The sequence below is a fragment of the Actinomadura meridiana genome, assembly GCF_039537545.1.
In the GTDB taxonomy this organism is placed as follows: Bacteria; Actinomycetota; Actinomycetes; order Streptosporangiales; family Streptosporangiaceae; genus Spirillospora; species Spirillospora meridiana.
Window position 1 is genome coordinate 531699 of sequence record NZ_BAABAS010000020.1, and the last position, 12735, is coordinate 544433.

9 protein-coding genes are annotated in these 12735 nt (G+C 71.6%); 6 read left to right on the forward strand and 3 right to left on the reverse strand.

The features are described from left to right. Positions 1-39: 39 nt before the first annotated feature. Together ABD808_RS28550 and ABD808_RS28555 are read right to left on the reverse strand one after the other, a co-directional pair. Complete coding sequence (locus ABD808_RS28550; protein WP_344902824.1) at positions 40-1329, reverse strand: adenosylmethionine--8-amino-7-oxononanoate transaminase; 1290 nt, start codon at positions 1327-1329, stop codon at positions 40-42. A gap of 20 nt (positions 1330-1349) precedes the next feature. After that, the gene (locus tag ABD808_RS28555; protein ID WP_344902827.1) at positions 1350-2948 is read right to left on the reverse strand and encodes a CCA tRNA nucleotidyltransferase; all 1599 of its coding nucleotides are present in this window, start codon (positions 2946-2948) and stop codon (positions 1350-1352) included. A 375-nt stretch (positions 2949-3323) separates the two neighbouring features. Between ABD808_RS28555 and ABD808_RS28560 the strand changes: the two genes are divergently transcribed. From ABD808_RS28560 to ABD808_RS28585, 6 genes are all read left to right on the forward strand, one after another. Next, complete coding sequence (locus tag ABD808_RS28560; protein WP_344902830.1) at positions 3324-3866, forward strand: YbaK/EbsC family protein; 543 nt, start codon at positions 3324-3326, stop codon at positions 3864-3866. A 175-nt stretch (positions 3867-4041) separates the two neighbouring features. Next, positions 4042-6411, forward strand: coding sequence for a DUF6049 family protein (locus ABD808_RS28565; protein ID WP_344902833.1), 2370 nt, complete (start codon positions 4042-4044; stop codon positions 6409-6411). A gap of 445 nt (positions 6412-6856) precedes the next feature. Further along, positions 6857-8542, forward strand: a complete 1686-nt coding sequence (gene murJ / locus ABD808_RS28570; protein WP_344902836.1) for a murein biosynthesis integral membrane protein MurJ — start codon at positions 6857-6859, stop codon at positions 8540-8542. A 172-nt stretch (positions 8543-8714) separates the two neighbouring features. Continuing rightward, positions 8715-10310, forward strand: a complete 1596-nt coding sequence (locus tag ABD808_RS28575; RefSeq protein ID WP_344902839.1) for a protein kinase family protein — start codon at positions 8715-8717, stop codon at positions 10308-10310. Positions 10311-10592: 282 nt separating this feature from the next. Beyond that, entirely contained in the window at positions 10593-11216 is a 624-nt protein-coding gene (gene sigM / locus ABD808_RS28580) for an RNA polymerase sigma factor SigM (RefSeq protein ID WP_344902842.1), read from the forward strand. Further along, on the forward strand, positions 11213-11980 hold the full coding sequence (locus ABD808_RS28585; protein ID WP_344902844.1) for an anti-sigma factor family protein: 768 nt from the start codon (positions 11213-11215) through the stop codon (positions 11978-11980). Before sigM ends, ABD808_RS28585 begins: the two co-directional genes overlap by 4 nt. A gap of 83 nt (positions 11981-12063) precedes the next feature. On the opposite strand, the gene ABD808_RS28590 is transcribed toward ABD808_RS28585, so the two are convergent. Next, the gene (locus tag ABD808_RS28590) at positions 12064-12636 is read right to left on the reverse strand and encodes a dienelactone hydrolase family protein (protein WP_344902847.1); all 573 of its coding nucleotides are present in this window, start codon (positions 12634-12636) and stop codon (positions 12064-12066) included. Between the last annotated feature and the right edge of the window lie 99 nt (positions 12637-12735).

Here is a 12735-nt window from a genome sequence, read left to right on the forward strand (position 1 = left end):
GCGCACGCACGCGAGCACCCCGCGTCGCCGCGCCTGCGGTCAGAGGGACTCGGCGATGGCGTACAGGGCGTCCGCGATGTGGTGGACCTCGTCGTCCGTGCAGATATAGGGAGGCATTGTGTAGATCAGCGTGCCGAACGGGCGGAGCCACACGCCGTGCGCCATCGCGATCTCCTGGACGGACGGGACGTCCACGGGCTCACGCGCCTCCACCACCCCGATGGCGCCGAGGACGCGGACGTCCGCCACCCCCGGAAGGTCGGCGGCGCCGTGCAGTTCGCTGGTGAGGATCGCCTCGACGGTGTCGACCTCGGAACGCCAGTCGCGTGACAGCAGCAGGTCGATGGAGGCGGACGCCACCGCCGCGGCCAGCGGGTTCGCCATGTAGGTGGGCCCGTGCATGAGGACGCCCGCCTCGCCCGAGGTGATCCCGTGGGCGACGCGGTCGGTGCACAGGGTGGCGGCCATGGTGAGGTATCCGCCGGTCATGGCCTTGCCGAGGCACATGATGTCGGGGACGACCTCGGCGTGGTCGCAGCCCCACAGTTCGCCCGTCCGGCCGAACCCGGTGGCGATCTCGTCCAGGATGAGCAGAAGGCCGTGCTCGTCGGCGATGCCGCGGAGCGCGTCCAGGTACTCGGGGGCGTAGAACCGCATGCCACCGGCGCCCTGCACGACCGGTTCGACGATGATCCCGGCGAGTTCGTCCGCGTGCTCGGCGGCCAGCCGGGACAGCTCGTCCAGGTACGCCTGGTCGGGTTCGGTGGTGTAGCCGAGGGGCGGCGGGGGAGCGAACACGTGCCGCGCGAGGACGTCGTTGAAGATGTGGTGCATCCCGTTGACCGGGTCGCAGACGGCCATGTCGCCGAACGTGTCGCCGTGGTAGCCGCCGCGGACGGTCAGCAGCCGGTGCCGCTCGGGCCGCCCCTTCGACCGCCAGTACTGCAACGCCATCTTGATCGCGACCTCGACCGCGACGGACCCGGAGTCGGCGAAGAACACCTTCGTCAGGGGCTCAGGCGTGATCTCGACCAGCCGTTCCGCGAGCCGGACGGCGGGCGGATGGGTGAGCCCGCCGAACATCACGTGCGCCATCTTGCCGAGCTGCCCGGTGACCGCCGCGTTGAGTTTCGGGTGGTTGTAGCCGTGCACGGCCGCCCACCACGACGACATGCCGTCGATCAGCTCGGTCCCGTCGGCGAGCGTCAGCCGCACCCCGTCCGCCGACACCACCGGCTGGACGGGCGCGGACGCGGGCATCGGCGAGTACGGATGCCAGATGTGCTCACGGTCGAACTCCAGCATCCGCTGGGCCTCCGCCGGACTCATCCGCCCAAGCTGCAACGAGATCACGAAGACCCCCCACCCACGCCACCCTCAGAACCCGCGCTTCCCTCCTCCTCGACCAGCCCACCCTCAGAAGCCGCGCGCTCCTGCCCATTGGGCAGGCCGCCTTTGGAATCCTCGTCCTGCTCCGCGGGCGGGTTGGTCTTGGAGGGGCTGGTGGGGATGCCTTCGGTGGCGGCCCAGTGGCGTAGTTCTTCCGCGGCGGCTTCCTTGCCGATCATGCCTCGGTCGAGGCGGACGTCCAGGAGGAAACGGTAGGCCTTGCCCACGAGGGGGCCCGGGGTGATGCCGAGGATCTCCTGGATCTCGTTGCCGTCGAGTTCCGGGCGGATCGCGGCGAGTTCCTCCTCCTCCGCGAGGCGGTCGATGCGGAGTTCGAGGTCGTCGTAGGTGCGGCGGAGCCGGTCGGCCTTGCGCTTGTTGCGGGTGGTGCAGTCGGCGCGGGTCAGCTTGTGCAGGCGGGGGAGCAGCGGGCCCGCGTCGCGGACGTAGCGGCGGACGGCCGAGTCCGTCCACTCGCCGGTGCCGTAGCCGTGGAAACGCAGGTGCAGCTCGACGAGGCGGGAGACGTCGGCGATGACGTCCTTGGGGTAGCGCAGCGCCGTCAGACGCTTGCGGACCAGCTTCGCGCCGACGACCTCGTGGTGGTGGAACGACACCCGTCCGCCCGCCTCGAACCGGCGGGTGCGCGGCTTGCCGATGTCGTGCAGGAGCGACGCCAGCCGCAGGACGAGGTCGGGGCCTTCCTTCTCCTGCGCGATGGCCTGCTCCAGGACGATCAGCGAGTGCTCGTACACGTCCTTGTGCCGGTGGTGCTCGTCGATCTCCAGGCGGAGTTTCGGCAGCTCGGGCAGGACGTGCGCGGCGAGGCCCGTGTCGACCAGGAGCGCGAGTCCCTGCCGCGGGTACCGGCCGCAGATCAGCTTGGACAGCTCGTCGCGGATCCGCTCGGCGGAGACGATCTCGATGCGTTCCGCCATGTCCGTCATCGCCCGGACGACGTCCGGCGCGACGGTGAAGCCGAGCTGGGACGTGAACCGCGCGGCGCGCAGCATGCGGAGCGGGTCGTCGCTGAAGGAGTCCTCGGGACGGCCGGGCGTCCGCAGCAGCTTGCGCTGGAGGTCGACCAGGCCGCCGAACGGGTCGACGAACTCGTGTCCGGGCAGGCGGGCGGCCATCGCGTTCACGGCGAAGTCGCGGCGGCGCAGGTCCTCGACGAGGGACGTCCCGTACGACACCTCGGGCTTGCGCGACTTCGGATCGTAGGACTCGCTGCGGTACGTCGTGATCTCCAGCTCGACGCCGTTCTTGCGAAGCCCGACCGTGCCGAACTCGATGCCGATCGTCCAGTGCGCGTCCGCCCAGCCGCGGATGATCTCCAGGGTGCGTTCGGGCGGCGCGTCGGTGGTGAGGTCGACGTCCTTGCTCGGACGGCGCAGCAGCGCGTCCCGGACGGGTCCGCCGACCAGCGCCAGCTCGTGTCCGGCCGCCGCGAACAGGGCGCCGAGGTCGTCGGCGACGGGCGCGACGTGGTGCAGCAGCTCGGCGATCGCGGTGCGCCGCGAGGCCTCCGTGGTCACGTTCTGGTTGGGCACGACCATCGAGCGTATTTCCTTGGTAGACGGGCTGACAAAGGACTTTCTGGTGATCAGCGGGGGTGGGACGGGAGTCCTTGCGGACCGAGGCGGAACGAGACCCTTCACATGCGGCGATCCCCGAGTTACGTTCTGGGCACTCCGATGAACGCCAGCGCGACCGCCGGTGAGCCTCCCGCACCACAACGGTATCGGGATCCCGGCGGGCCACGAGCCGCCGCGCACGCGGCACCGGCTCTGCGCGAGGGTTTCACGGGAAACACGCTCTGGGTTAGCCGGACATCTCAGGTATGTGGGGACATCCCACAGAGTGCTCAGCACGGGGTCACGGAAACCAGGTCGGGGGCTGAGCGGGGCGAGACCCCGCGGGATGGAGCGATCATGAAGGACGCCCTCACCATCCACCGCGCGCTGCTCGAACGGGAGGCGATGCACGAGATCGTGCGGCTGCGCACCGCGCTGGGCGACGCCGACGGGCTGCCCGAGGCGCTCGGCCTCCCCGCGGACCGCTGCCTGGTGACGCGCGTCTACGCCTGCGACGACCGCTACCGCGACCGGGCGTTCCTGACCGGGGCGATCGTGCGGGCGGGCGAACGTCCGTCCATGGACGCGGTGCGGCGCGCGGTCGGCGCCGCGACCATCCGCCAGGCCCGCGCCGACGTCGTCAACGCCGTCACCGAGTACGCGGCCGGTCTGGTCTGCCCGCTCCTCCTGCCGGACGACATGCCCCTGCTCATCGACCGCCGCGTCGTCGACGGACTCCCCCAGGACGACGTCGTCTACACGGCCACCGGCGAAGCGTCCACGGCCCTCGGCATCAGGGCCCGCACCCTGTACGCGCTCTGCCGCGCGCGACCGTACGACCTCTTTCACGTCCCGTCCCCGAGGACCGACCCGCGAGAACCCCGACACCCCGTCGCCTGACCCGGTTGCGGCGGGCATGCGGCCCCAATCCACGCCGCAGGTGGACGGGACGGTCTGACAGCGCCGCGTAGCCGACTAACATCGGGGCCGTGGTGCGGGAAAACAACGCCCGCCGTCCCGGGGCGGCCGATTCCGTGATCGACGCGGCTTCGGGCGCCTCCTGGTCGGAACCGGCGTGAGGAGGGTCAGGCGCGCGGTCGCGCTGGCCGCGCTGCTGCCCTGCATCGCGATGGCGGCGCCGGTGACGCTGGCCTCCCCCGCGACGGCGCGGGCCCCCGAGTCCCCAGCGGCCACGGCGGCCCGGCGCGCGCCCGTGGGCCTCGCGCTCACCAAGGTCAGCCCGAAGCCCGTCCGGGAGAACTCGAAGATCGAGATCTCGGGGCTGGCCAGGAACCGCACGGACGACCAGCTCACCGGGGTCACGATGCGGCTGCGTTACAGCGCGCGGCCCGTCATCAGCCGCGGCCAGCTCGACCAGCTCGCGTCCGGCCAGCCGAGCCAGCTGCCCAACATCGGGCCGCAACTGCAACTGCCGCGCGTCGCCGCGCCCGGCACCACGCAGAGCTGGACGTTCAAGACGAGCACCAAGGCCCTGGGCCTGCGCGCCACGGCGGGCGCGCCCGGCGTCTACCCGGTCGGTGTGGAGGTCCTGAACTCCGCCCAGCAGGTGGTCGGCGGGCTGACGACGTTCGTGACGTTCGTGCCGAAGCGAACCCACTTCGAGCCGGTGACGATCAGCTGGGTGTGGCCGCTGATGGACCGGATGCACCGTACCAACGACCAGACCTTCGTCGACGACCAGCTCAACACGGACATGGCTCCCGGCGGGCGGCTCGGCAAGCTCCTCGGCGCCGCCGCCGGAAGCGGCACCCCGATCACGTGGGCGATCGACCCGGCGCTGCTGGACGACGCCCAGACGATGGCGTCCGGCGACTACACGGTGAAGTCGTCCAACGGGAAGTCCACCAAGAAGGAGAAGAGCACAGTCGCGACGACCTGGCTGGCGTCGCTGAAGGCCGCGTCCAAGGGCGACCCGTACTTCACCGTCCCCTACGCCGACCCCGACGTCGTCGCCCTCGTGCGACACAAGATGTGGCGCGACATCAACACCGCCTTCGACCCCAGGTACACCGATGTCGCGACCAAGTCCCTCGGACGCGCGCCGGACACCCATGTCGCCTGGCCGCCCTACGGCATGGCGGGCGGCGGGACGATCGGACAGCTCGCCGGACACGCCCTCAAGAACGACGGCGCGTTCCTGATGAGCAGCGAGCAGTTCGAGAACCCGCCGCAGGGGACGCCCGCCAACGCGACCACGACCGTCCAGACGAACTCGGGCAAGAAGACGGCGCTCATCTACGACGAGAAGCTCAGCGAGATCGTCAGCAAGGGCACCAAGACCGACGCCGGGGCGACGCTGGCCGAGCAGCGCTTCCTCGCCGAGACGGCGATGATCGCGGCGGAGACGCCGAGCCTGCCGCGCACCGTGGTCGTCGCGCCCGACCGGCACTGGAACCCGGCGCCCGGCTTCGCGGGCAAGCTGCTGTCCTACACCAAGGGCGCGCCCTGGCTGCGGGAGGCGCCGCTGAGCAGGATCTCCTCGGCGCGGCCGCAGGACCGGCTCCTCAAGATCTACGACGACGACTACGAGGCGTACGAGCTGAGCGACGCCCACCTGGAGCAGACGCGGGAGATCGCGCGACAGGCCGCGACGTTCCGGTCGATCATGACCGGCAACGTCGTGGTCTCCTACGACCGGGCCGTCCTGCGCCTGGAGTCCGTCTCGTGGCGGACGATGCCCGGCCGTGCCAGGGGGGCCCGCAAGACGGTCGCGAAAGAGCTCTCCGACGACATGAACCATGTCCGCATCGTCACGACCAAGAACAAACGGGTGTTGATGGGCGGCAGCACGGGCAAGCTGCCCGTGCTGGTGGAGAACCGCCTGACGAACCAGTCCGTGCGGGTCCGGCTCGTCGCGAAATCGGAGAACACCGCCAAACTGCAACTCGGGCAGTTGGACGACGAGGACGCGGTGATCGAACTGCGCCCCGGCGAACGGGCCCAGCGGTGGATTCCGGCCAAGGCGGCGGGGAACGGCAACTTCGAGGTGCACCTGTCGCTGGTCATCCCGGACTCGGGCGGCCGGACGTTCGGGGGCGGCGAGACCATCGTCGTCCGCACCACCGGTTACGGACGCCTCGCCCTTCTCATCACCGGTGGCGGACTTGCCGTACTCTTCGTGGGCGTCGGAGTGCGGGCCATCAGAGCGAGGCGCCGCCGGAAGTCGGAGGCAGCCGGTGACGGGTCGACCGGAACGGGATCGTCGGGGACGGCGGGCCAGGGGAACGGGTACCCCGGGCCCGGGTTCCCAGGGCCCGGGCGATCAGCCGCCGAGTTCCCCGGAGCAACCGGGACAGGACTATCCGACCCAGGGCCAGAGCGGTTCCCCGGGCCCGGGCCCGCGTCCGGGCCACCCCCAGGGTCAGGGATATCCGGCGCAGGGCGCTCCCCAGGCCCAGGGCAGCAACCCGACGGGCCCGCCTGACCCGCCCGGGCAGGGACGCCACCGCTCCCACCGGTATCCGCCACCGGGCGGCCCCCAGGGACGTCCGGCGGGAGGCAACGGCCCCCCACCACCCCAAGGCCGCCCACCTCAGGGCCGTCCCCCCCAGGGGCGACCCCCGCAGGGCCCGCCACCTCAGGGCCGCCCGCCGCAAGGCCCGCCACCCCAAGGCCCGCCACCCCAAGGCCGACCGCCCCAGGGCCGACCCCCACAAGGTCGCCCGCCGCAGGGCCCACCGCCGCAGGGTCCGCCGCCCTCGGGGTATCCGGCGCCGGGGCCGCGGCATGATCCTCGGGCGCCGTGGAACCCGGCACGGCAGCCGGGCCCGCCGCCCGCGAACCGGCCCCCGGGCGCGGGGAACGTCGCGTCCGAGACGGCGATCGACATCCCCGCCCCCGGCGGCAGGACGCCCGTCGGCGAGACCGTCGTGGACTCCCTCCCGGGCCAGCCCCCCAGCGCGGACGAACCGGACGGCAAGAGTGGCGGGTCCGGCGGCATCCTGCGCTCCGGCGCGATCATGGCGGTGGGCACGCTCGCGTCCCGCGTCACCGGGTTCCTGCGCACGGCCGTCATCGTCGCCGCGCTCGGCACCGGCCTGCTGCCCGACGCCTACAACACCGCCAACACGATCCCGAACCAGATCTACGACCTGCTGCTCGGCGGCATCCTGACCAGCGTGATCGTCCCGCTGCTGGTGCGGGCCAAGGAACGCGACCGCGCCTACGGCGAACGGTACGAACAGCGCGTCTTCACGATCGCGGTGATCGGCCTCGCGGTGCTCACCATCGTCGCGGTCGCGTGCGCGCCGCTGTTCATCGACGTCCTCGCGGGCAGCTACGGCGCCGACCAGCGCAAGGTCGCCGTCCTGTTCGCGCGGTTCTTCCTGCCGCAGATCTTCTTCTACGGCGTCGGCGCGTTCGCCGGGGCCATCCTCAACACGCGCGGCAGCTTCGGCGCGCCGATGTGGGCGCCGGTCCTGAACAACCTCGTGGTGATCGCGGTCGGCGGCGCGTTCCTGGCGATCACCACGGGACGGGTCGACCCGTCCACCATCTCCGACCAGCAGCTGATGCTGCTGTCCATCGGCACCACCGGCGGGATCGTCCTACAGACGGTCGCGCTGTGGCCGTCGCTGCGCAGGGTCGGGTTCCGGTGGCGGCCCCGCCTGGACTTCCAGCGCGGCGAGATCGGCGAGGTCGCGCGGATGGCGGGCTGGACGCTGCTGTACGTCGTCGCCGCGCAGACGGGGCTCGCCGTCGTCACCGCGCTCACGAACCGGGCCGGCAAGCTCGGCGTCGCGCAGAACCTCGGCGAGGGCTACGGGTACACGCCGTACTTCAACGCCTACCAGCTCTTCCAGCTCCCCTACGCCATCGTCGGCGTCTCGGTGATCACCGCGCTGCTGCCGCGGATGAGCCGGTTCGCGGCCGAGGGCAAGACCGCCGACGTGCGCGCCGCGTTCTCCAGCGGCCTGCGGCTCGCCTCGGTGATCATCATGCCCGCGGCGGCGCTGATGCTGGTGCTCGGACCCGAGATCACCACGGTGCTGCTCGCGCACGGCAACACGACGTCCGACAACGCGCTGGTCATCGCGCGCATCATGCAGATGTTCGCGATCGCGCTCGTGCCGTTCTCCACGTACCAGCTGATGCTGCGGGTCTTCTACGCGCACGGCGACACCCGGACGCCCGCGCTGGTCGGCATCGTGTCGGTGTCGTGCAACATCCTTCTGGCGTTCGCCGCGTACAACGTGCTCGACGTCAAGTGGATCGTGGTCGGCATCGCCGGCGGGTTCGCGGTCACCAACACGGTCGGCGCGGTCACCTGCTGGCTGGTGCTGCGCCGCAAGCTCGGCGGCATCGACGGCCGCCGCATCGTCGGCGGGCACCTGAAGCTGCTCGTCGCGATCTGGCCGCTGATCGGCTTCGCCTACGCCACCCGCACCGTCGCGGACGCCGTCGGCGACACCGACAGGCTGTTCCCGGCACTCGCCACCCTGATCGTCGGCTCGGCGGGCGGCGGCCTGCTGTACGTGGTCTTCGCCAAGCTGATGCGGGTGGACGAGGTCCAGGCGACCATCGCCACTTTCGCCCGCCGCCTCCCGGGCCGCTGACAAAGTAAACAGGACGCGCCGCGATAAGGCGGGCCACTTGTACGACTAGCCACTACCATGTGGGGGACTACGGCTTGCGGGGCGACACCCTGGGGAACGCAAAGAGGAGGGTCGGAGGCGTAAGCTGCCACGCCACGAACATGGGATCTGACCACCTGTGCAGGACGTTGCCGTGAGCACGTCAGTCATCGAGCCCGGCACCCGTTTGGCCGGCCGCTACCGGCTTGAAGAGCGCATCCGCGACTCGGGCGGATCGTCCCTCTGGAAGGCCATCGACGAGATCCTCGCGCGGGCGGTCGCCGTCCGCACCTTCGAACCGGAGTTCCCCCGGATCGCCGACGCCGTCACGTCCGCCCGCGCGGCCAGCCGGCTGACCGACCCGCGGCTCACCCAGGTCTTCGACGCCGACGACAGCGGCGAGAGCGCCTACATCGTCAGCGAATGGGTCGTCGGCGAGAACCTGGAGGGGATGCTCGCCAAGGCGCCCCTCGAACCCGGGCGCGCCGCGACGCTGCTGTACGAGGCGTCCGAGGCGATCGCCGCCGCGCACGCCGCCGGGCTGTGGCACCTGTGCCTCACCCCCCGCGACCTCGTGTGGACGACGGGCGGCACCGTCAAGCTGCTCGGCGTCGCGACCGACGCCGTCCTCAACGACTGGCACGCCGACGACCCCGCCGCCGAGGACGTCCACTGCCTCGGCCGGATGCTGTACGCGGCGCTCACCGCGCACTGGCCGGGCGCCGACGACCGGTCCGACCTGCCCGCCGCGCCCGCCGCCGATGGCGTCCCGCGCGCGCCCCGCCAGGTCCAGGCCGGGATCTCGCACGCGGTCGACGCGATCGTCTGCCGCTGCCTCGGCATCGGCCCCGCCGAGCCCCTCGCGACGCCCGCCGACCTGGCCAAGGCGCTGCGCAACGTGCCCCGCACCCCCCTGCCGCTGTTCGCGGGCCTCGGCCACAGCCAGCCGCCGTCGCCGCGTCCCGCCCCGAACCCGCAGCCCCGGCACCGCGGCCCGGCGCAGAACAACCGCCCGCACCACGCGGCCGAGACCGCGGCGACGTCGCACGTCCCGCCGCCCCGCACGCGCGACCGGCACGACGTCGCGCCCCCGGGCACGTCCACCCGCACGACCCCGGCCCACGGTCCGGGCGGCCGCGGCGGCAACCGCGCCCTGCTCGGCATCGCCGCCGCCGCGCTCACGGTCATCGTCGGCCTCGGCGCCTGGGCCCTCCTGCGCGGCAGCGGCGACAACGACCCCACCAACCCCGGCGCCGCCGACCCCAAGCGGTCGTCCGCGCCCGCCACACCGGCCACCACCAAGCTCCCCGTCCAGAGCGCGGCGGGCGTCGACCCCGCCGGCCAGGACGGCGGCGAGGGGCAGGAGAAGGGCCGTCTCGCCATCGACGGCAAGGAGGGCACCGCCTGGCGGAGCTCGTACTACACCTCGCCGGAGTTCGGGAACCTCAAGGAGGGCGTCGGCCTGCTGCTCGACATGGGCCACCAGGTCTCGATCAGCGAGGTCAAGGCGCTGCTCCCCGAGGCGCCCGGCGCCACCATTCAGCTGAAGATCGGTGACACGCCCGATCCGAAGGCGATGAAGAAGGTTCAGACGCTCACCACGTCTGGGTCGCGTGCCTCGACGTTCCAGGTTCCGGGACGGCCCAGCGCACGGTACGTCCTGCTCTGGTTCACCAAGATTTCCAACGGCACGGACGGCCAACTGCGCGCCGAGGTCAGCGAGGTCTCCGTCCACGGCCCGTCGAACTGATCGGATTTCGCCTCTTACCGGCACACGCGTCGGGCACCGGGTTGCTTCACCGAGTTTCCGCGTCCTTCTGGGGGGCGACTCGGCGGGATCGCCGTCTGCGGTTCCGCCGGCTGATCACGCTCCACGCGGACGACAAGGGCTGTGACGTGGCATGGCCTATGTCTGTATCGTGCCTGTAAGCAGAATGTCCCTTCGCCCCCAGGAATCTGTGGTGCAAACCCCAGCAGCCGGTCGCGGACGTCCGGCATCTTTCGGGCGTCCCGAACGAGAAAGCGGTCGCTCATGACGTCGGTGAGCATGCGTCGCGTCGACGAGGTGCCCGACAAGGAGCTCCTCGCCCGTCATGCCGAGGGGGACCCGCACGCCTTCGCCGAACTCGTCCACCGCCACCGGGACCGCATGTGGGCCGTCGCGCTGCGGACGCTCGGCGACCCCGAGGACGCCGCCGACGCGCTTCAGGACGCCTGCCTGTCGGCGTTCCGCGCGGCCGGACGGTTCCGTGGCGACGCCGCCGTCACCACCTGGCTGCACCGGATCGTCGTGAACGCCTGCCTGGACCGCATCAGGCGCAAGTCCGTCCGCCCGGCGACCCCGATGGGGGACGACGCCACGTTCGACGCCGTCGCGCCGAAGATGCCCGACCCGACCGACGCGCACGGGGTGTCCCTCGACGTCCACTCCGCGCTGCGGCAGATCCCGTTCGAGCAGCGGGCCGCGCTCGTCCTCGTCGACATGATGGGCTATTCCGTCGACGACGCCGCGCAGGTCATGGACGTCCCGCCCGGAACGATCAAGAGCCGGTGCGCCCGTGGACGCGCCCGGCTGGCCCCCCTTCTCGGCCACCACCGGAACCGACGGGAACACAAAAACGTCGGAGGTGTGGAAGGAGGTGGCATGCCAAAGTGAACCCCGCACACCTTGACTACGACATCCTCGCCGACCTGGCCGAAGGACTGCTCGAAGACGACGAAGCCGCCTCCGTCAACGCGCACCTCGACACCTGCGCCGACTGCCGTGACCTGTCCGACGATCTCGTGGACGTGTCCCGGCTGCTGGCGGAGGCACCCGCGCCGTCCATGCCCGCCGAACTGGCCGACCGCATCGACACCGCCATCGCGGCGGAGTCGCTGAACACGGCCACCGTGGCGAGCCTGGAACAGCGGCGCGGACGGCGCCATTGGCGGATACTGTCGGCCGCCGCCGCGGCCGTGGTCGTGCTCGGCGGCGGAGCGGCGGTCGGCACGATCGCCATGGACGACACGAGCGGCGGCAACGGCCAGGCGGCGACACCACCGCAGGACAACGCACACCCCAGCATGTCCGGGGAGCGCGGCGCGGTGCCGAACGCGGCACCGGCCGCCCCGTTCGCCGTGACCCACAGCGGCACCGACTACCGGACCGCGACCCTCGCCGCACAGGCCGGAAAGATCGTGTCCGGCATGCACAACCTGGGCACCGCGGACGCGCCGGACACGCGTCTTCGCGGCTGCGTCCTCAGCATCACCGGCGAACGCAAACCCGTCCTCGTCGACCGCGCCGATTACGAGGGCAAACCGGCGACCGTGATCGCCGTCCGCGGCGACACGGCGGGCAAACTGCACCTGTGGGTGGTCGGGCCCACCTGTTCGGCCCAGAACCAGCACGTCCTGAAGACGGTGAAGAACGCCTGACCTCTGAAGGCCATGGACACCGGCGGGTCATTGCCACGCCGCCCGTCCATGGCCTTTGGTCAACGGGGCGCCAGGGCCTTCGGTCAGAGGGACGCCAGGAAGCCCAGCGCGACCGTCCAGGCGCGTTCGGCGGCCTCCGCGTCGTAGTCGGGCAGGTCAGGGTCGGTGAACAGGTGCCCGGCGCCCCGGTAGCGGAAGACCTCCACGTCGGCGCCCGCCCGCCGCATCCGCAGATACCAGGCGTTCAACCAGTCGGCGGGCTCCCACGTGTCCGGGTCGGCGACGTGGAGCTGCACCGGGATCTCGGTGGAGGCGTCGTCCGCCATGTCGGACGTCCCGTGCATCAGCAGCAGGCCGCCCGCCTTCGGGTCGACGAGCGCGAGATTCTGGGCGAGGGAGCCGCCGAGGGAGAACCCCGCGTACACGAGGCCGCCGTCGCCCATCAGCGGGGCGGCCGCGGCCACCGCGCGGCGCAGCAGCTCGTCGCGTCCGATCTCGTCCTTGATCTCGATGCCCTCCTCGGCGGTGTCGACGACCCGTCCGTCATAGAAGTCCGGGACGTGCACCTCGTGCCCCGCCTCGCGCAGCCTGTCGGCCGCCCGCGAGACCGCGGGACGCAACCCGTACATCGAGTGAAAAAGCAGAACGCGCGCCATGCGTCCCACCCTAGACAAGGGGCGTGGTGGCACGGTGTGCCGGGAATCCCCGGGGCCTAGGATCGGTTGACGCGATTGGGCAGGTCGGGTCGCGCGGCA

Coding starts and splice junctions, on each gene's coding strand:
- ABD808_RS28550 (WP_344902824.1), bottom strand. CDS start 1,329: ATGAGTCCGGCGGAGGCCCAGCGGATGCTGGAGTTCGACCGTGAGCAC.
- ABD808_RS28555 (WP_344902827.1), bottom strand. CDS start 2,948: ATGGTCGTGCCCAACCAGAACGTGACCACGGAGGCCTCGCGGCGCACC.
- ABD808_RS28560 (WP_344902830.1), top strand. CDS start 3,324: ATGAAGGACGCCCTCACCATCCACCGCGCGCTGCTCGAACGGGAGGCG.
- sigM (WP_344902842.1), top strand. CDS start 10,593: ATGACGTCGGTGAGCATGCGTCGCGTCGACGAGGTGCCCGACAAGGAG.
- ABD808_RS28590 (WP_344902847.1), bottom strand. CDS start 12,636: ATGGCGCGCGTTCTGCTTTTTCACTCGATGTACGGGTTGCGTCCCGCG.